Here is a 19,898-nt window from a genome sequence, read left to right as displayed (position 1 = left end):
ATTTTGACTACTTCTAGATGCAAAGTAGTCAAAATAGCCCCGTCCCAAATTAGCTGCCCTTGCACCAAAAACGGCGCCCGCCGGCGATGTTGCCGGCGGGCGCCGTTGTCGTATAGGTGGCTATGTCGTGCGGGCTGCTGTTGAACGTTCGGACCCGTTCTCTACAGCGAGTCGATAAAGCGCTGCTGGGCGGCGCGACCGGCTTCGTCCCATTTAAAGACGCCGGCGTTGTCGAGCACGTGGCCAAACACCATGCCGACCTCCTCGTGCAGGATGTCGATGGCGCTATCCGCCGTAAGCTCGTCGGCGCGGCGGGCAAAGACGTCCTCGGCCCATGCGGCGTGGCTGCGGCAAAGGTCGTCGCCCTCGAGCGCGCCGGCAAGGTCGTAACTGACATCGGCCTTGGCTGCCAGCAAGTGCTCGCGGACAGCGCCGAGCTCGGGAACCAAGCGCGGCGGCAAAATGGCCAGGCCCATGACCTCGATCAAGCCGATGTTCTCTTTCTTGATGTGGTGGTACTCGGCATGCGGGTGAAATACGCCCAGCGGATGCTCGTCGGTTGTGATATTGCAGCGAAGCGCCAGGTAGGCCTCGTAGATCGTGCCGCCGGCATTGCCGCGAGAGTCGACGCGGCGGATGACGGGCGTCACGGTGTTGTGGGCCACGCCGTCGGCCGTGTGTGCGATGACGCCCACAGACTCATCGGTCCACTCGCGCCAGGCGAGGATAATCTTCTCGGCGGCGTCGAGCAGCTGGGCGCGGTCGTGCGAGCGCAGTCTCAGCACCGAAAGCGGCCACTGCAACACGGTGCCGCTGACCTGGTCAAAGCCGGGCACGTTAAACTGCGAGACCTCGGCGGCATGCATCATGGGGAACTCGTGCGCGCCGCCCTGGAAGTGATCGTGCGACAGAATCGAGCCGCCCACGATGGGCAGGTCGGCGTTGGAGCCAATAAAGTAGTGCGGGAACAGGTCCACAAAATCGAGCAGGCAGGTCAGTCCCTTACGGTCGACGTGCATCGGGCGATGCTCGGCGCTCATAGCGATGCAGTGCTCGTTAAAGTACGCGTACGGGCTGTACTGGAAGCCCCAGCGCTCGCCGTTGAGCTGGATGGGGATAACGCGCAGGTTCTGGCGAGCGGGATGGGCGCCGCCGTCGGCTGCGGCGGAGCGTCCAGGGTAGCCCTCGTTCTCGATGCACAGTTGACAGGCGGGATACTTCTCGCCCGTGTTCTTTGCGGCGCCGGCCGCGGCAATGTCGCGCGGGTCCTTCTCGGGCTTCGACAGGTTGATGGTGATTTCCAGGTCGCCCCAGTTGGTGGGGGTGCTCCATTTGATATTGCGCGCGATGGCGGCGCGGCGCACGTAACCGGCGTCACAGCACAGACCATAGAACCAGTCGGTCGCGGCGCGGGGCTCGTTGACGCCCATGCGTCCGTTGAACTCCTCGTTTACAGCCGAAGGCCTCGGCATGAGCGCGCCCATGATGCGCATGGCGATGCGGTCGCGGCCCGACGCCGTGTCCTCGGCAGCGCCGTTGGCAACGGCGTCCTCGGAAAGCGCGGCAAGCGTGCCCTCCAGGTCAAAATTGGGGAGCGTATCGGGGTGCAAGAGCGAGAGCTTCTCGTTCTGCATCGCCCAAGCCATGTCGAGGGCAGGACCCGTGGCGCCGATGCACTCGAGAATGGTGTTGTAGGCCCAGATGCGGTCATCCTGTCCGATCATGGATCGATGGATGGCATACTCAATCAGGCCCTGCGCGGCCTCGCGCACATCAGTCATTACAGCCATGCCGCGTAAGCCCCCTTGTCAGAAATTGCGTAGTGGCGGGCAGAGCCCTCGCCCAGCCAGCCGTTCATCTTGGTGATGAAGGTGTCGACCAGGTCGAGCGGCACGAAGGCCTGGATGGTGCCACCAAAGCCGCCACCGTGGATGCGGACGGCGCCGCGGCCGTCGAGCACATGCTCGGCCAGCGCCAAGGCATACATGGAAGGTTGCTCGGAGCCCAGTTTGGCGACGACATTCTGCAGGTACATGGCGGAGCTGGCACCGGACTCGCGCGTCAGGACCAGGAACTGGTCGATGTCGCCGGCGCTAAGGGCTGCCCAGCGCTTATCGACCAGGCCGTTCTCGTACCAGTAGTGAACGGCGCGCAGGCAGGCACGGTCGCCCAGCTTGGCGCGTAGCTCAGGGAGCTTGGCGTCAAAATCCGCCACGTTTACCTCGCACAGGCGTGTCTTGCCAAACTCGGCGGCGATGTCCTGCATCTCGCGCGGAACGGCGGCGTAGTCGTCGGTAGCTGCCACATGGTCGGCGCCAACCTTAACGAGCACGAGCGCATAGCCGTGATCCTCAAAGTTGAGTTCGAGCTTCTGGGTTTTAGGCTGAGCCTGGTCCTCAAAGTCCATGTAGGCGAGGCCGCCCAAGCAAACGGCGGCCTGGTCCATAAGACCGCAGGGCTTGCCGTAATAGTTGTTCTCGGTGCGCTGGCTCATCTGGGCGAGCGCGACGGGCTCGATGGCGGGTGCGCCCCAGAGCGCCTCCATGGCACGACCGTACGCCGCCTCGACAGCAGCGGAGCTCGAAAGACCGCCGCCCGAGGGAACGGAGCAGGTGAAGGCGAAGTCGAAGCCCTGGGGCTCAACGCCCAGAGCAGCGATTTCATGGGCCATGCCGCGGACGAGGCTTGCGGACGTGCCCTTCTCGGACTCCTGAACATCGAGCGTATCGAGCGTGATCTCAAAGCTAGGATAGCCCTCGTCGGCGACGCGGATCTTGTTGGAGTCGGTTGCCACGGCGATACCGTCAACGGCGACATCGAGCGAGCCGGCGATAACATGGCCGCCCTCGTGATCGGTGTGGTTGCCGCTGATCTCGGAACGGCCGGGCGCGTGCACGTAGAGCACCTGGCGGTCGCCGATGGGTCCAAACTCCTCCTCAAACAGCTTGGTGAGCATGGTGAGTGTCTTTTCGTCGGGGGTGGTCATGGGAGTCCTTTCCTTGGCGCACACGGGTGAGTTTTGTGTCGTTATGAGTACGTTAACAACTTGAAGCGGCATGAACCAAGTGTTCACGATGCCGCACGTTACGGGCTATGTTAACGTACTCATAACAGATCGCTTGTCACTTTTTGAGAATCTGGTAATCGGTAGAAATACAGCCGTGAACGGTAATGCCGTATGGACTTATAAAGCAGAAGAGATGCAGATAGAAAAAGTAGAGTACGTTAACATGCGTCCGACGATAGCGGGCTTCGGCGTGGGGTGTGTTTCTGCCCGGGTCGGCATGCACGCTATTCAAATTTCGCAAGGGTGAAGGTGATTCTGTGGCAAGGCACTCGTCCAACGATACGGGTACGCGTCCGGTCTCCATGGCCGACGTCGCCCGCGCTGCCGGTGTTTCGCAGCAGACGGTTTCGCGCGTCGCCAACGGCTTGCCCAACGTTAACGAGCAGACGCGCCAGCGCGTGCAGGCCGCTATGCAAGAGCTCGGCTTTCGTCCGAGTTATGCCGGCCGCTCGCTGCGCGACGGCCGTTACCATTCGGTCGGTCTGTGCGTCAACGATATCACCAAGTTTGGCAACCTCTCAATGATCGACGGCATCGCCAGCGCTGCTCGCGAGCATAATTGCGCCATCACGCTGGTCGAGATGTCCAAGACCGAGGAGTTTTCGCTTGCCGAGGCCACGCGTCGTATGGCTGCGCTGCCGGTGGACGGCATCATCATCGGCATGAGCCGCATGGCGCCCGATTTTGAGACGTTTGATCCGCTGCCGGGCATTGGCACGGTTATTGTTACCATGTACGCGCACCCGCGGGTGACCACGGTCGACTCCGACCATTACGGCTGCTCGCTCTTGCTTATGGATCATCTGTTTGAGCTGGGGCACGAGCAAATTCGCTATATTGGCGGCCCGTCGTTCTCGGTCGACGAGCAATTTCGTCGCGCCGGCTGGCAGGATGCGCTCGAGCATAAGCACATTAAGCCGCAGGCGCCGCTCGAGGGCGACTGGTCTGCCAACAGCGGCTACGAGGCCGGCAGGTACCTGGCCGAGCACGATCGCACCATGACGGCGATCTATGCGGCAAACGATCAGATGGCAAATGGCGCGATTGCCGCGCTGCGTGATAGCGGCCTGCGCGTGCCCGAGGACGTAAGCGTGGTGGGCGTCGACGATTCGCTCGACGACTTTGTCGCGCATAACGAGCTCACGACCGTTCGATTCGATTTACATCAGCGTGGACGCGAGGTGTTTGAGCACGCGGTTCCCGAGGCGGGTACGGCGGGCAAAACCGTTGCTATTCGTATTCCCGGCCAGCTCATTATTCGACATAGCACGGCGATGCCACGCTCATAGTTTGCGCAGGTAAACGACGATTTATCGTATTTTAATAACAATCGGTAAGGATGCCGGCAGATAACAGTTGGAATGCCGCCAAGTGCTATGATAGACAGGTTATTTTGTCTATCTAGGAGGCTTTGTCTGATGGAGATCACCAAGGATATCCGCTACATTGGCGTCAACGACCACGACATCGACCTGTTCGAGGGCCAGTACGATGTGTCCGAGAACGGTATGGCATACAACAGCTACGTTATCTTGGGCGAAAAGATCGCTGTCGCCGATTCGGTCGACGGTGGTTTTGTCGACGAGTGGCTCGGCAACCTCGAGGCCGCGCTCGATGGCCGTACGCCCGACTACCTGGTCATCCATCATATGGAGCCTGATCACTCCGCCGGTATCGCCGCCTTTATGGAGCGCTATCCCCAGGCGCAGATTGTGGCCAGCATGGGTGCTTTCCGCATGATGGTCAACTACTTTGGCACCGACTTCCCCGAGCGCAAAATGGTTGTCAAAGAGGGCGATGTGCTCGACCTGGGCGGCCACAGCCTGACCTTTATCGGCGCCCCCAACGTTCACTGGCCCGAGGTACTCTTCTCCTATGAGGCCACCGACAAGGTGCTCTTTAGTGCCGACGGCTTTGGCAAGTTTGGCGCCAACGACATCGAAGATCCCGAGGGCTGGGCTTGCGAGGCTCGCCGCTACTACTTTGGCATCGTGGGAAAGTTTGGCAAGTTTGTGCAGGCCGTGCTCAAAAAGGCTGCCGATCTGGATATTCAGATCATCTGCCCGCTCCACGGTCCTGTCCTTACCGAGAATCTGGGCTATTACCTCGACACCTACAACACCTGGTCGAGCTATCAGCCCGAGGACGAGGGCATCACGATTGCCTACGCGAGTGTGTATGGACATCTGAAGGCTGCCGTCGAGGAGCTCGCATCTGCGCTCGAGGCTCGCGGCCAGAAGGTTTCCGTCTTTGACCTGGCTCGCGACGACATGGCCGAGGCCGTTGAGGATGCGTTCCGCTATGACCGCCTGGTGCTTGCCTCCATCACCTATCAGGGCGAGATCTTCCCGTTCATGAGCACCTTTATCCACACGCTCGCCGAGCATGCCTACCAGAACCGCACCGTGGCGCTCGTCGAGGCCGGTTCCTGGGCGCCCACCGCTGCCAAGGTTATGACCAAGGAGCTCGAGGGCATGAAGGACATCACCCTGGCGCAGAACAAGGTGACCGTGCTGGGCTCGCTCAACGACACATCGCGCGCCCAGATCGAGGCCCTCGCCGACGAGCTTTCCAAGTAGCGATATTTCGCTTTTTACGGGCAAAACCACCACAAAGGGACAGGCCCTTTGTGGTGGTTTTTGTTTAAGCGCCGGCGATGATGAGGGCTGGACGTGCGCTATCGGTGGCCTCGGCGATTGAGGTGGCGACGGCGGCGTCGGGGTCGCTGTCCATCACGATGATATCGACGTCGGCAAGCTCGGCAAAACGGTACATGCCGCGTCCGTTGACCTTACTGGCGTCCATGAGGGCGACGCTTTGACGGGCGGCACCGACCATAGCCGCTTTGGTCTCGGCCATCTGCGGAAAGTCGGTCGTAAAACCGCAGCCGGGAACAAAAGCGCCAGGACACATGACGGCAAGGTCGGCGTGGACCATTTGGAGCGCCTGCATGGTAAGTGGGCCGTACAGATAGCGATGACCTTTGCGCAGTGCCCCGCCCAGCATGACGACATCGACCGAGGGCATGCTCTCGTCAATATAATCGGCGATGGTAATGTCGGCCGTGATAACGGTGATGCCGTCGCGCTGATCGAGGAGCCGGACGAATTCGAGCGCCGTGGTACCCGAGTCGACGAGCAGCGTGTCGCCGTCATTAACGAGCTCGATGGCGCTTTGCGCGATGGCCTGCTTGGCGGCGACGTTGACATTGATGCGGCGATCCTGCGTGGAGACGGTCAGGCGTTTGTGGAGCGATACGGCACCACCATGTGTGCGACGCAGCTTGCCTGCTTCGGCGAGCGCGTCCAGGTCGGCGCGGGCGGTGACGGAGGACACGCCAAAGGTCTGGGCGATTTCTGCTACCTGCACCGAGGCGTTATGCTCGAGTATTTCCATAATGGCGGTACGGCGCTCGTCAGCAAAAGCACGGTTGGTAGCTTGGGCCATGTTTGCTCCATTCTCGGCTAAATTTGCAGGAATTGTGTTGACTCTATTTTCGTTCATTTTCTTTTTGAGTAAGAAAACACCTTTCGATTACTTATCTTTTCTATAAAAGAAAGACGCTAAACGCTCAAAATTCAATATCGAACACGCCCACTCGGTTCCGATTCCTTCCGTTTACTTTTCAAAAACGACTGTATTGGCCTGCATGGGCTCAATATCTCGCACGTGCAAAGCTGCTGAATTTCATACAATGAGCGCAGTAAAACGCAAGGTGAAACGCCTTGTGAACAACTACGCCCGATGTCCAGATGCGGGCGAGGGAGAGGAGCAAACGCTCATGGCACTTGTTACCACCGAAAAGATGCTCAAGGACGCTCAGGCCGGCCACTACGCCGTCGGCGCGTTCAACGTCGAGAACCTCGAGTTTGTTATGGCCGTTCTGGCCGCTGCCGAGGAGACCAAGTCCCCCGTCATCATGCAGACCACCCCGGGCACCATCAAGACCGCTGGTCTGGACTACTTCTACGGCATGGTGAAGGCCGCTGCCGAGCGCGCTTCCGTGCCCGTCGCTCTGCACCTCGATCACGGCGATGGCTATGACCGCTGCATGCAGGCTTTCCGCACGGGCTACACCTCCGTCATGATCGACGGCTCGCACGAGTCCTTTGAGGACAACATTGCCCTGACCAAGTCCGTCGCCGACGCTGGCCGCGCCATGGGCGTGCCCGTCGAGGCCGAGCTCGGCAAGGTTGGCGGCAAGGAGGACGACGGTCCCGCGGTTGAGGGCGAGAGCCCCTACACCGATCCTGCCGAGGCCAAGGAGTTCGTCGAGCGCACCGGCTGCACCTCGCTGGCCATTGGCGTTGGCACCAGCCACGGCGTGTACACGAGCGATCCGCACATCGAGCAGTCCGTGGTCAAGGCCATCCGCGACGCCGTCGACGTGCCGCTGGTTCTGCACGGCACTTCCGGTGTGCCCGATGAGCAGGTTGCCGAGGCTGTGAAGAACGGCATCTGCAAGGTTAACTACGCTACCGAGCTGCGTCAGGCCTACACCAAGGGCTTCATGGCCTACATGGCCGAGAACCCCGCCTGCTTCGATCCCAAGAAGCCGGCCAAGGAGGGCATGCGTGAGATCACCGAGCTGGTTAAGATCCGCATGACCAACCTCAACTCTGTGGGCAAAGCAGAGTAACAGCAAGGGTACTCTGATCCCACCGGGCCGTCCGGAAACGGAAAAGGGCCTATCTCTCAGAACGTCCTCGGACATGTCGGAAGCCCCGCTGCGCGCTACGCGCTGCGGGGCTTCCTCCGTCCTGCGGAATGTTCTGAGAGATAGGCCCTTTTCCGTTTCCGGACGGCCCTGCTCAATCGCCCTTGTGGCGTTGGGGCGGAATAGTGGTGCGCTAGGGACGCTTTGTTGATGGGGGACTAGTATGCCCGGGCTTGGTTGGGGAATGACTTGTTTAGGGATGCTTGGAGCTTATCGAAGGATATTCGCAAGTTGAGATTCTGATCGGTTGAGCGTTTGGCTTTTGTGGTGGGGGAGTCGAGGAGGCCGTTTCTCTGTGTCGGGAGGAAGGAGAAAAGGTCTACATGTTTTAGGGATGGCTGCTGTGCTGCGTCATTGGAAGAATGCATGCTTATGCGGCCTCCTCGATGTCCACCAAAAGGTTGCGCACGGGGTGTGCTGCTAGGTCCCGTTCGTTGGCAGTATTATGCCGCGGCTGCTGCAAAGAAGCGCTAAAGAAAGGCTTAATCAGGTTTGTTATAACAATGAAACCGCAGGTCAAAGGTATCGAATAACACTCTTGAAAGGTTTTGAGCTTAAGGGCTTTCTAAGGTTTGCGGCTCGGATGTGGCGCGGACGTGCGGAGCGTGTGAATGATCGCTGTTAGCGCTGCGGTGCGGCGGCGCGTACCTGTTCGATGACCTTTTCCATGGTGGCGTCGATGCGGTCTTTCTTGAGCTCACATTCCCAGACGGTGATGGGCGTCCAGCCCATTCGGGTAAGCGCGTCGATGGCGGCTCGGTCGCGCTCGACGTTGCGGCGAAACTTTGCCTCCCAAAACTCAACATTGCGCTTGGGCTGGCTCGGATTGCACTTAGGGCAGCGATGCCAAAAGCAGCCGTTGACGAAAATGGCGATCTTGCGCCCGGGAAAGGCGATGTCAGGCTTGCCGGGTACCTTCCATTCCAGACGGTATCCCGTAAGGCCCGCTGCCCGCAGGCGCTGGCGAACGAGCAGCTCGGGTTTGGTGTTGGCGCGCTTGTTGCCCTTCATGGACTTTTTTATAGCGGCGCGACGGCGCACCAGTTCGCGCTCGTCAGCGGAGAGGTCCGAGGTATCGATGCCGTCGAGCAGACCTGGCTTGGGACGCTTTTTGCTGCGGCGCTTAGGTGCGCGCTTGGGCTTGGTGGCGGGTTTGTCGGCCGTGTTGGGCGTGGCGTCATCGGCGGCGCCGTTGGCCTCAAGCCGATCTTTCTTCAACTCAATCAGAGCATCGATAAGCCCTTTGTCGGCGGGCATCCACTCAACGGTGGCAAGCGAGGTGCGCGGAATCCAGCGGATATCGAGCTGGCGGTCGTGCTTCTGGGGCTCATCGGATTCTTTAGCCAGCGAGCAGTAGTAACACTCCATTGAGAGATGAAAATCGGGGTAGTCATACTCAACGGTGTAAAAATCGCGCAGGTTGGTGACTTTTACCTGCAGCTCTTCCATGAGCTCGCGGCGTACGGCGTCCTCGGGCGTCTCGCCGCGCATGAGCTTGCCACCGGGGAACTCCCAAAGTCCCTGCATGTCGCCGTAGCCGCGCTGCACGGCAAGCAGCTCATCGGATCCTTCCTTGCGAATGATCCCAGCGGCAACATGAACAGTCTTCAACAGGAGTCCTCTCTCAACATCAACACATGACAAGGCAGCTCATTTGGGTAGTCTTTTTGGGACGGGGCTTTTTTAGCTACCCTATCCGTAGCCTTCGAAGCATGAGGCCGCATTTGACATAGGGTAGCTAAAAAAGCCCCGTCCCAAAAAGACTACCCCTACCTTACGCAACGGTAAGGCAAGCGTAAGCGATATCGATGGTAGCCGACTCGGCTTCTTGCGACTATAGATGCCGTAGACTAATCGCAAGAAAGGACTCGGTATGCAAACCACGCACATGGCGACCCCGGTACTGGAAGTCGTGCATCTCGAAAAGGTATACGGAGCGCTGGGCAACGTGACCCGCGCGCTCAACGACGTCAGCTTTACCGTCAACCGCGGCGAATTCGTTGGCATCATGGGCGCTTCGGGCTCGGGCAAGTCGACGTTGCTCAACTGCGTGTCGACCATCGATAGTGCCACAAGTGGCACGATCCGCATCAACGGCCAGGACGTGACGCGCATGAAGCAGGCTAAGCTTTCGCAGTTCCGCCGCGAGGAGCTCGGCTTTATCTTCCAGGACTCCAACCTGCTCGATACGCTCACGGCACGCGAGAACATCGCCCTGCCGCTCACCATCGCCCGCACAAGCTCGGCAGAGATCTCGACCCGCGTGCAGGATGTGGCAGCGCGCCTGTCCATCAGTCAGGTGCTCGACAAGTATCCCTACCAGATGTCCGGCGGTCAGCAGCAGCGCGTTGCCGCGGCTCGCGCGCTCGTCACCGACCCCACCATGATCATGGCCGACGAGCCCACCGGCGCCCTCGATTCCAAGAGCGCTCGCCTGCTGCTCGAGAGCCTGGAGGCCCTTAACCGCCGCCTGCGCGCCACCGTGCTCATGGTCACGCACGACAGCTTTGCCGCCAGCTACACGAGCCGTGTGCTGTTTATTCGCGACGGCAAGATCTTCACCGAGCTGCGCCGCGGAGACACCGACCGCCGCGAGTTCTTCGACCGCATTATGGAGGTCGTTGCCATGATGGGCGGTGAGGGCTCCGATGCTCTGTAAACTCGCTTGGGGCAACGTCCGCCGCGCCGGCCGCGACTACCTCGTCTACCTTTTGACGCTCACCCTGGGCGTCACGGTCTTCTATGCCTTTAACACCATCTCGATGCAGGTCGACATCGCCGGAATCGATGAAGAGGGCTTGGCGCAGGTTATGGGCAGCATGCTCGGCTACCTGACGTACTTTTTGGCCGGTGTCATGGCCTTTTTGATGGTGTATGCCAATAACTTCATCATGAAACGCCGCAAGAAGGAGTTTGGCCTGTACCAGGTGCTCGGTATGGGGCGCGGGCGCGTCGCCACGATCATGGCGCTCGAGACCGTGATAGTATCGGTTGTGGCCTTTGTCGCCGGCATTGTGCTGGGTGTGGGACTCTCCCAGCTCATGACGTTCTTTACGGCCTCGCTCTTTAAGACACAGATCGCCAATTTCCACTTCTTTTTCTCGGTGCATGCGTTCAACCTGACCCTTGCCTGCATGCTCGTAATGTTTGTGCTCACGCTACTGCTGAACCTTCGCGCCGTGCGTCGTACCAAACTCATCGAGCTTATGGGTGCCGAGCGTCGCAACGAGAGCATCAAGACACGCAACCCCTGGATCGCGATTGCCATCTTTGCCGTGGGCGTGGTGCTTGTGGGCGTGGCCTATTACCGTCTGCTACGTGATGGGTTCCCGCTAACCGCGACGGACAGCAAGCTGCAAGAGGCCATGAACCAGTTTGGCATTACGACCGCTATGGTTACCGTGGGTACCTTTGCCCTGTTTTGGGGACTCTCGGGCATGCTTATCAAGCTGCTGCAGAGCCTGCGCGGCGTGTATTGGCGCGGCCTCAACATGTTTATCGTGCGCCAGCTTGCGGCCAAGGTCAACACGGTGTGCTTTTCGATGGGCGTCATCGCGATGCTCCTGTTTTTGGCCATCACCTCGGTGACGTGCGGTATGTCGATTGCCAATGTGATGAACGAGAATCTGGAGCGCTATACGCCGGCCGATATGTCGCAGACGTATGTCTATTACACGCCCGATACGCTCGACTACTACAAAGAGTATGTCAATCCGTCTGAGGCCGATCGCATGGTGCTGGCCGATAGTACGGTCGATTTGTACTCCGCATGGCACGGTAAGGACAAGTCGGCGGACAACAACGACGAGACCGGCAAGAAGGTCAATATCGCCGATGTTGCCGGTGAGCATGTGCAGATCGATTCGCATCTAAGTTACCCGTTTGGCGGTTCGAGCCCTTCGGTGTCTGCGGGTGAGATGTGCAAGACCATGGGCGAAAAGCTTCCCAAGGCGTTCGGGGGTAGCAAGCCCGATGCGATAGGTCTGTTTGTGACGCCGGCGAGCCAGTACAACAAGCTGCGTCAGATGATGGGCGAGCAGCCGGTGAGCATTGGCCGCGACCAATATCTGCTCACGTGTGATATGGGCGGCGAGCTGATCGACCTGTACACCAAGTATATGGCCGGCGGCCATGCCCTTACCTTGGGCGGGCATACGCTCAAACCCGCAACCGATAAGTCGGACGAGGACACGGCGGCCATCGCCAACTCGGCGATGGGCAGTAATCCGGGTACCGTCGTCGTTGCCGACGAGCTGTTGTCCCAAATTAATCTGCAGCCGTATTCCAGTAGCCTGCTCGTTAACTACAAACAGGGGATGGATACGACCGAGGCAGACGAGAGCATTGAATACACTGTGCTCGACAATCTGCTCGTTGACGGCAAGGAGCCGGGGTCGTGGGGAACCTTCATCACACGCTCCGAGATGTACGCGCAAGCAGCGCAAATGAACGGTCTTATTAGCTACCTAGCCATCTACATCGGCTTTGTATTGGTCGTTGCATGCGCGGCGATTCTGTCGATCCAGCAACTCTCCAACGTGGCCGACGGCAGCCGCAGCTATCGTGTGCTGGCACAGGTCGGCTGCGACGACCGCCAGATTCGCCATTCGGTGATGGCGCAGCAAGCGGTATTCTTCCTGTTCCCGCTGGCAGTGGGCCTGGCGCACTCCTTTGTGGCACTTAAGGTGATCATCGAGCTGGTGAGCATATTCGGAAATATGAGCATCGGCGGCACTGTGGGCCTCACCTGCGCGATCTTCCTGGCAGCATACGGTGGCTACTTCCTGGTGACCTACCTCATGAGCACCGGAATGGTGCGAGCTGCCATAGCCACCCGCTACAGCGAGTAACAAGCGGGCAAAATCGTCGCAAAATCAGAGGCGTATGACCGCCGCGAAGGGACCAGGGGCCCTTTCGCGGCGGTTTTTTCCAACCTGGTGCGTCTCAGATACAAGTGAGTAGACTTTTTTGAACCTGCCGAGCACATCGCGACAAATGCTCAATAAAACCGCAGGTCAGAGCTGTGGCGTTTTGGGGCGTGCTTGGCCTCCTGCAAAAAGCCTACTCACTTGGTTTTTCTGCTAGAAGACCGCCGCGAGGGAAGGCAACTCCCCCGGTAGTCGTTGGGGACGTTCTTAAACGACTAGTCAAACAAGAGCGTCCCCAACGACTACCCCAAAAGGAGCGTCCCCAAGTGCTGGCTTTGGCAACGACGCTGGTAGAAAAACGTCAGCGAAAACCCGTACACGCGAGCAAGGTGCCTTGAAGCGAGGCGGCATTGACCTTTTGGTCATGCCGTCGAAGCTGAAAGGCAGATTGCTCGCGTGTACGGGTTTGTAGCGTCGGCCGGTTACGGCGTTTGGTAAAACGCCGTAACCTACACCCGCTCTGCGATCTCGTGGATGAGGTAGTCGGTCTTTTCCCAGCCCAGGCACGGGTCGGTGATGGACTTGCCAAAGACGCCGCCGTCGACAGACTGGTTGCCGTCCTCCAGGTAGGATTCGATCATAAAGCCCTTGACTAGCTTGGAGATGGACTCGTTGCGGCGGCAGCTGTCGAGCACCTCCTTGCAGATGCGGTGCTGCTCCAGCGGGCGCTTGCCCGAGTTGTCGTGGTTGCAGTCGATGATCGCCGCCGGGTTGGCGTAGCCGGCATGCTCGGTATAGCGCTCAGCCAGACGCTCCAGATGCTCGTAGTGGTAATTGGGGTAGGTACGACCGTCGAGACCAATGTAGCCACGCATGACGGCGTGCGCGAGCGGATTGCCGTCGCACTCGACCTCCCAGTTGCGGAAGATGAAGCTTTGATGTGCCTGGGCGGCGTAGATGGAGTTGAGCATAACGGTGGTGGAACCGGCGGTGGGGTTCTTCATGCCCACAGGCACCGAAATGCCGCTCGACACCAGACGATGCTCCTGGTTCTCGACCGAGCGCGCGCCCACGGCGACGTAGCTCAGCAGGTCGACGAGGTACTGGTAGTTGGACGGGTAGAGCATCTCATCGGCGGTAAAGAAACCGGTCTCCTCGATGACGCGCAGGTGCATATGGCGGATGGCTTTAACGCCTTCGAGCAGGTCATCGGGAGCCTCGGGGTCGGGGTTGTGCAGCAGGCCCTTGTAGCCGGTGCCCTTGGTGCGCGGCTTGTTGGTATAGACGCGCGGAATGATGATGAGCTTGTCCTTGACCTCTTCGGCGACCTTGGCCAGTCGGCTCATGTACTCAAGCACCGAGTCCTCGCGGTCGGCAGAGCACGGGCCGATGATGAGCACCTTGCGCGCGTCCTCGCCGGTAAAGACCTTGGCGACCTCGGCGTCGAATGCCTGTTTTTTGGCGGTAAGATCGGCGGAAAGCGGCATTTCCTCGCGGATTTCCATGGGGATCGGCAACCTGCGCTTGAATTCCATGGCCATACGGGGCCTCCTCAATCAAATAAGACAAAGTGTGCATTGTCGAATGCTCGGCATTATCCGCTGTCGCACGCTAAAGTGCAAGCCCTCATCACCCCAAAACCTGCCAAAAAGGGACAGGTTTATTTTGGCAGGTTTTATCTGGTCAAACGTCAACTGGCCCTGGAATGGAATGATGCCACGCGGCTTGGAAGAGGCCGTCGATTTGGTCCCAGGGGAGGCGGTTTGAGGGTCGCAGAACAAAAAACGGGGGCACAGGTTGTCCTGCGCCCCCGTTCTCGGGTGTTATTCGTTCCCTGCGGCAGAATTTACGCCGCTTCGTCGAACTGCGAGTTGTACAGGTCGGCGTAGAAGCCGCCTTGGGCGAGCAGCTCGTCGTGTGTGCCCTTCTCGACGATGTCGCCGTCGCGAATTACCAAGATCACGTCGGCGTTGCGGATCGTGGACAGGCGGTGTGCGATAACAAAGCTGGTACGGCCCTGCATCAGCGCATCCGTGGCGCGCTGAATAAGCTCCTCGGTGCGGGTATCGACGTTGGATGTCGCCTCGTCCAAAATCAGCGCCGGGCGGTCGGCCAAAATGGCGCGGGCAATGGTCACGAGCTGGCGTTGGCCCTGCGAAAGGTTGGTGCCTTCCTCGTTGATCATAAAGTTGTAACCGCCGGCGAGCGTATGGATAAAGTGGTCGCAGCGTGCAGCGCGTGCAGCGGCCTCGACCTCGGCATCGCTTGCATCGGGGCGTCCGTAGCGGATGTTCTCGCGGATGGTGCCGTTAAACAGCCACGTATCCTGCAGCACCATGGCAAACTCGCCGCGCAGTGCCGCGCGGTCCCAATCGCGTACGTCGACGCCATCGACGCGCAGCGAGCCGCCGTCCACGTCGTAGAAGCGCTGTAGCAGCTTAATGAGCGTGGTCTTGCCGGCGCCGGTGGGACCGACGATGGCGATGGTCTGGCCGGGCTGTGCCTCGCAGCTAAAGTTGTGGATGATGGTCTTGTCGGGCGTGTAGCCAAACTTGACGTGGTCAAACTCCACATGGCCAGGGCGCTTTTCGGGAATCTGCGCGTCGGCCTTCTGCTCCTCCTCGGGCGCGGCCAGAAACTCAAAGACGCGCTCGGTGGCAGCGGCCATAGACTGCATCGTGTTGCTCACGTTGCCCAGCTGCTGCACGGGTTGCGTAAAGTTGCGAACGTACTGGATAAAGCTCTGGATGTCGCCGGGCGTGGCATTGCCGGTCAGCGCGAGCTGTGCGCCCACCACGACCACGCCCACGTAACCCATGTTACCCACCAAGCTCATAAGCGGCATCATCAGGCCCGACAGGAACTGCGAGCGCCAGCCACTAATAAAGAGGCGGTCGTTTTGACGGTCGAACTCTTCGATTGAGGCCTCGGCGCGGTCGAACACCTGAATGACGCTCTGGCCGGCAAAGTCCTCCTCGATAATGCCGTTGACGGCGCCCAGGACCTGCTGCTGCTCGCGGAAGTACGGCTGCGAGAAATGAATCATCACGGTCAGGATAATCGCGGCAGCCGGCAGTGTGAGCACGGTGACGCCGGTAAGCGGTAGGCTGATCGACAGCATCATGACGAGCACGCCGATAATCTGCGTCACCGACGTGATGAGCTGCGTCACGCTCTGGTTGAGCGACTGACCCAGCGTATCGACGTCGTTGGTGATGCGGCTGAGCACATCGCCCTTGCTGTGTCCGTTAAAGTAGCTCATCGGCACGACAGCGATCTTGGCGACGATTTCCTTGCGCATGCGGTAGCAAATCTTTTGCGTGACGCCGGTCATGAGCCAGCCCTGGATGAGGCTGCAAACAGAGCTTGCCAGATACAGGCAGAGCAAAAAGCCGAGCGTCTTGGCGATCCAGGCAAAGTCGACATCGCCGGTACCGTTGACCTTGGCGACCAGGCCTTCGAACAGCTTGGTCGTAACCTGGCCGAGCACCTTGGGTCCCACAATGTTAAAGACGACCGAGCACACGGCAAAGGCGACGGCGGCAAGCACGGCAACCTTGTGTTGACCGATATAGCCGAGCAACTGCCGCATGGCGCCCTTAAAGTCCTTGGCCTTCTCGCCGCGGCCCATGCCACCCATGCGGCCCATGGGACCGCGCTGGCGGGTGGGCTTGGGAATCTGAGTCTTGGTCTCGTCTGCCATTAGTGCTCGCCTCCCTCCATAACGGCTGCAATTTCTTCTTGAGTGAGCCCCAGCTCCTCGGCGGAAAGCTGCGACTGTGCGATCTCCAGGTACGCCGGGCAGCTGTGCAGCAGCTCCTCGTGCGTACCAGTGCCCACCACGTGACCGTCGTCGAGCACGATGATCTGGTCGGCGTGCATGATGGTCGCGATGCGCTGGGCTACGACAACGAGCGCGGCGTCGGTAACGTTTTTGGCAAGCTCTTCGCGCAGGCGCGCGTCGGTCTTGTAGTCGAGGGCGCTAAACGAGTCATCGAACACCAGGACCTCGGGCTTTTTTGCCAACGCGCGGGCGATGGCCAGACGCTGGCGCTGACCGCCCGAGACATTGGAGCCGCCCTGGCTGATGGGGGAGTCGTAGCCGTCCTCGCGCTCGGCGATAAAGTCCTCGGCTTGGGCGATGCGCGCGGCCTCGTGCATGTTCTCGTCGCTTACCATGTCGCCGGCAAACTTAAGGTTGCTCTCCACGGTGCCCGAGAACAGACGCCCCTGCTGAGGGATGTAACCAATGCGGCGGCGAAGCTCGGAAAGGGTCATATCGCGCACATCGATACCGTCGAGCGAAATGCTGCCGCCCGTGACGTCGTATAAGCGCGGAATCAGCTGTACGAGCGTGGACTTGCCCGAGCCCGTGGAACCAATGATGCCGAGCATCTGACCGGCATGCGTGGTGAAGTTCACGCCGCTCATGACGTCGGCGCGGGCATCGGGATACTGGAAGCTCACGTCGCGGAAGGTGAGCTCACCGCGCGGTGCGCTGGCCGCGGGCAGTTTGGGCGAGGCGGGGTCGTTGATGCTCGTGGGGCAGGTGATGACCTCTTCCACGCGCTCGGCTGCGACCTCGGCGCGGGGCAGGATGACCGAAACCATGGTGAGGATCATAAACGCCATGACGATCTGCATGGTATAGGAGATAAACGCCATCATATTGCCGACCTGCATCACGCCATCGGACACGCCCTGCGCGCCAAACCAGACGATAAGCACGGTGATGCAGTTCATGACGAGCATCATGAGCGGCATCATAAAGCTCATGGCACGATTGGTGTAGAGCTGCGTGGTCATTAGGTCGAGCGAAGCCTTGTCAAAACGCTCGAGCTCATGCTCCTCGCGGTTGAACGAGCGGATGGGCATAAGGCCGTCGAGCAGCTCGCGGGCGGTGAGGTTCACGCGGTCCACAAAGCTCTGCATCTTTTTGAACTTGGGCATGGTGAGGCCCATAAGCACGCCGACGACGGCCGAGACCGCGATGATGGCCACAGCGATGGTCCACTCCAGGCCGGTGTGGTTGGCCAGGACGCGCATGACGGCGACGATGCCCATGACGGGGGCCATCAGGCACATGCGGATAAACAGGGTTGCGGCCATCTGAATCTGCTGAATGTCGTTGGTGCAGCGGGTGATGAGCGAGGCCTGGCTAAACTTGCCCACCTCGGCCGGCGAGAAGTGCATAACCTTGTTGAAGGTCTCGCGGCGCAGGTCGCGTGCGATGGAACAGGCGGTGCGCGAGGCCACGGCGCCGGTCAGGATGGTGGCGATGAGCGAGATCAGGCACAGACCAAACATCGTGGTTGCCATGCGGCCCAGATAGGCGTTCTGCACGTCGGCGGGGTCGATGCCCTGCGCCTTGTACTCGTCTTGTACATAGCTCACGGCGCGTTGGGTCACGATGGAACCCGACATGGAGCCCATTTTGTCCGCCATATCGTTGGCGCCCTCGACGAGCTTGCCCTGGTCGATTAGGCCGCCTTCAACGCCTAGGCGCAGGCTCTTCATGGTGATCTTGCCGCCGTCGGTATCAATCTGCTTTTGCATGTCCTGCGCTGCCGCGGCCTTCTGCTGCATCTCGGCGAGCTGCTCGGGCGTCATTGCCGCCATCTGCTCGGGGGTGGGCATGGCCTGGGTGGCGTTGTTGTCTTTCTCGCTGGACGAACCCATCATGTCATCCATGGAGTTGGCGTCAATGCCCTGGTTGAACGAAAGGACGACGGTCTCGGGCAGGCTCACGATGTCGGCAATCTTGCCGCCGTCGGCGCGCTCCTCCTCGGTGCCCTTGTACGTTCGAATGCCGTTATTATCCGCCTTGCTAAACACGGCCTCCACAGCTTTGGCGTCCTTATCGCTCATAAAGAGTTTGAGGTCGTCGAGCGATTCGGTGCGAATGGTGTCAGGTACGGGCGAGGCGATACCGCCTTGCTGCACGCCCACGTCGACGATGTCGCTCATATACGTAGGCAGCGCCAGATCGGCGTTGCAGCTGATTACGATAAGTACGATAGCTGCGAACAGTGCCAGGACATGCTTTTTAAAGAGCTTGAGAATCCTCACTCGGCATCTCTCCTTTCTTGATTGCGGTCGATAATTTCGTTGGCACGCCTAAGAAGGCGCACCATCTCTTGGGTATCTGTTTCGCCGAGCTGCTCGAGGAAGGCCGCGGTGCGGTCCTCGAATTCCCGATGCTTGATTTCGAGATCATGGAATCCCTTGTCGGTCACCGTGACGTGTACGCGACGACGGTCGGTCTTTGAGTGCTCGCGCTCGACCCAGCCTTTGGCTTCGAGAGCACGCAGGATATTGGCGATGCGGGCGCTCGAGACCCAGGCACGATCGGCGAGTTCGCTTGGCGTGAGCGAACCGCCAGCGAGCATGAGGGCGCGCATGACGGCCATCTCACCACTGAGCGCTTTGTCCGCAAAGCGCGAAATGCGCTGATGCATGCTGCCGAACTCGGTAAGGAGCTGACGCCCAAGTTCACGGAAATCGGTATCTTTCACCGAAAACCCCTAACACTAGAAACTATTTTTGGTAGAAGATGATACCCCCATATGCGGGCCTCATGCAGTGGGCAATATTAAGAGCGCATAAAGACTCAAAATAATTCAATTGCTGAAGCTTTCAAAGAACTATCATGCCCGCGGTTAGGCGAGGGGTTGTCGCCTTCTTTCTGACATAGGCGCGTGCGGCTACGATTCGCATGCATCCAAAGGAGATATATTCTTCCCGAGCTTTAAGAAGATGATGGCTCCGGCACTTTCCGCCATCATCGTGCTCGTCTTCTTTGCCATGGGCTCGACCATGACCTTTGGCCAGCTCATCAACGGCGGTCTTCCCGGCATCCTGCTCGGCGTGATCTGCTCGGTGGTCTTTGCAATTCCCGTCATCGCGGTCGATAAGTTCACGGGCGGTACGGGTGTCGCAGGTGCGGCCATTTCGAGCTGCGCCGGAGCCAATGTGGCCACGCCTGCCGCCATGGCGAGTGTCAACGAGGCCATGTACGGTGGCGCCGTGCTCGCGACGGCTACGGCGCAGGTTGCAGCGTGCGCCATCGTGACGGCCATTTTGACCCCGCTGGTCACCAGCTGGTGCTACAAGCATTTTGAGGGCCAGGGTCACGGCGACAGACACTATGACCCAATCCGAGGGCACTAAAAAGATAGGAGCCCCCGCTCGTGACCGCGGGTCGGGGCTGCGACAATGATGTTGAAGTGCCATAGGCGCAGCCGCG

General features: G+C 59.7%; 14 protein-coding genes. 6 read left to right on the top strand and 8 right to left on the bottom strand.

Annotated elements, in window-relative coordinates:
* Window positions 1–161 precede the first annotated feature (161 nt).
* A complete protein-coding gene (locus ACTNBB_RS08540) occupies window positions 162–1,790 on the bottom strand; it encodes a UDP-glucose--hexose-1-phosphate uridylyltransferase (RefSeq protein ID WP_441057072.1) in 1,629 nt (542 codons plus the stop codon).
* On the bottom strand, window positions 1,781–2,986 hold the full coding sequence (locus ACTNBB_RS08535; RefSeq protein ID WP_441057074.1) for a galactokinase: 1,206 nt from the start codon (window positions 2,984–2,986) through the stop codon (window positions 1,781–1,783). The genes ACTNBB_RS08540 and ACTNBB_RS08535 overlap by 10 nt, the downstream gene beginning before the upstream one ends.
* 383 nt (window positions 2,987–3,369) lie before the next feature.
* On the opposite strand from ACTNBB_RS08535, the gene ACTNBB_RS08530 reads away from it, so the two are divergent.
* Both ACTNBB_RS08530 and ACTNBB_RS08525 read left to right on the top strand, forming a co-directional pair.
* Window positions 3,370–4,356 carry a LacI family DNA-binding transcriptional regulator gene (locus tag ACTNBB_RS08530; RefSeq protein ID WP_154515200.1) on the top strand — a complete coding sequence of 329 codons (987 nt, stop codon included), beginning with the start codon at window positions 3,370–3,372 and terminating at the stop codon, window positions 4,354–4,356.
* 129 nt (window positions 4,357–4,485) lie between these two features.
* Complete coding sequence (locus ACTNBB_RS08525; RefSeq protein WP_441057078.1) at window positions 4,486–5,646, top strand: FprA family A-type flavoprotein; 1,161 nt, start codon at window positions 4,486–4,488, stop codon at window positions 5,644–5,646.
* A gap of 64 nt (window positions 5,647–5,710) precedes the next feature.
* On the opposite strand, the gene ACTNBB_RS08520 is transcribed toward ACTNBB_RS08525, so the two are convergent.
* Complete coding sequence (locus ACTNBB_RS08520; RefSeq protein WP_441057080.1) at window positions 5,711–6,514, bottom strand: DeoR/GlpR family DNA-binding transcription regulator; 804 nt, start codon at window positions 6,512–6,514, stop codon at window positions 5,711–5,713.
* 334 nt (window positions 6,515–6,848) lie between these two features.
* Between ACTNBB_RS08520 and ACTNBB_RS08515 the strand changes: the two genes are divergently transcribed.
* Window positions 6,849–7,706: a class II fructose-bisphosphate aldolase gene (locus ACTNBB_RS08515; RefSeq protein WP_022095149.1), complete on the top strand. Its 858-nt coding sequence runs from the start codon at window positions 6,849–6,851 to the stop codon at window positions 7,704–7,706.
* Window positions 7,707–8,405: 699 nt separating this feature from the next.
* Here the strand turns inward: ACTNBB_RS08515 and vsr are convergent.
* A complete protein-coding gene (gene vsr, locus ACTNBB_RS08510; protein ID WP_441057082.1) occupies window positions 8,406–9,395 on the bottom strand; it encodes a DNA mismatch endonuclease Vsr in 990 nt (329 codons plus the stop codon).
* A 262-nt stretch (window positions 9,396–9,657) separates the two neighbouring features.
* On the opposite strand from vsr, the gene ACTNBB_RS08505 reads away from it, so the two are divergent.
* The gene (locus tag ACTNBB_RS08505; RefSeq protein ID WP_427728561.1) at window positions 9,658–10,443 is read left to right on the top strand and encodes an ABC transporter ATP-binding protein; all 786 of its coding nucleotides are present in this window, start codon (window positions 9,658–9,660) and stop codon (window positions 10,441–10,443) included.
* Window positions 10,433–12,634, top strand: a complete 2,202-nt coding sequence (locus ACTNBB_RS08500; protein ID WP_441057852.1) for an FtsX-like permease family protein — start codon at window positions 10,433–10,435, stop codon at window positions 12,632–12,634. Before ACTNBB_RS08505 ends, ACTNBB_RS08500 begins: the two co-directional genes overlap by 11 nt.
* A 527-nt stretch (window positions 12,635–13,161) precedes the next feature.
* On the opposite strand, the gene ACTNBB_RS08495 is transcribed toward ACTNBB_RS08500, so the two are convergent.
* The 4 genes from ACTNBB_RS08495 to ACTNBB_RS08480 all read right to left on the bottom strand — a co-directional run bounded on the left by ACTNBB_RS08495 (window position 13,162) and on the right by ACTNBB_RS08480 (window position 19,167).
* The gene (locus tag ACTNBB_RS08495; protein ID WP_154514938.1) at window positions 13,162–14,193 is read right to left on the bottom strand and encodes a 3-deoxy-7-phosphoheptulonate synthase; all 1,032 of its coding nucleotides are present in this window, start codon (window positions 14,191–14,193) and stop codon (window positions 13,162–13,164) included.
* Between the two features lie 305 nt (window positions 14,194–14,498).
* A complete protein-coding gene (locus ACTNBB_RS08490) occupies window positions 14,499–16,355 on the bottom strand; it encodes an ABC transporter ATP-binding protein (RefSeq protein WP_441057855.1) in 1,857 nt (618 codons plus the stop codon).
* Window positions 16,355–18,721: an ABC transporter ATP-binding protein gene (locus ACTNBB_RS08485; protein ID WP_441057858.1), complete on the bottom strand. Its 2,367-nt coding sequence runs from the start codon at window positions 18,719–18,721 to the stop codon at window positions 16,355–16,357. The genes ACTNBB_RS08490 and ACTNBB_RS08485 overlap by 1 nt, the downstream gene beginning before the upstream one ends.
* Complete coding sequence (locus tag ACTNBB_RS08480; RefSeq protein WP_154514934.1) at window positions 18,718–19,167, bottom strand: MarR family winged helix-turn-helix transcriptional regulator; 450 nt, start codon at window positions 19,165–19,167, stop codon at window positions 18,718–18,720. Before ACTNBB_RS08480 ends, ACTNBB_RS08485 begins: the two co-directional genes overlap by 4 nt.
* A 175-nt stretch (window positions 19,168–19,342) precedes the next feature.
* On the opposite strand from ACTNBB_RS08480, the gene ACTNBB_RS08475 reads away from it, so the two are divergent.
* Window positions 19,343–19,822, top strand: a complete 480-nt coding sequence (locus ACTNBB_RS08475; RefSeq protein WP_441071072.1) for a 2-keto-3-deoxygluconate permease — start codon at window positions 19,343–19,345, stop codon at window positions 19,820–19,822.
* The last annotated feature ends 76 nt before the right edge of the window (window positions 19,823–19,898 follow it).

The sequence above is a fragment of the Collinsella sp. HCP28S3_B9 genome (assembly GCF_052066095.1).
Lineage (GTDB): Bacteria > Actinomycetota > Coriobacteriia > Coriobacteriales > Coriobacteriaceae > Collinsella.
Note: the sequence above shows the minus strand (reverse complement) of the source record. Positions and strands in the feature narration are given on the sequence as shown.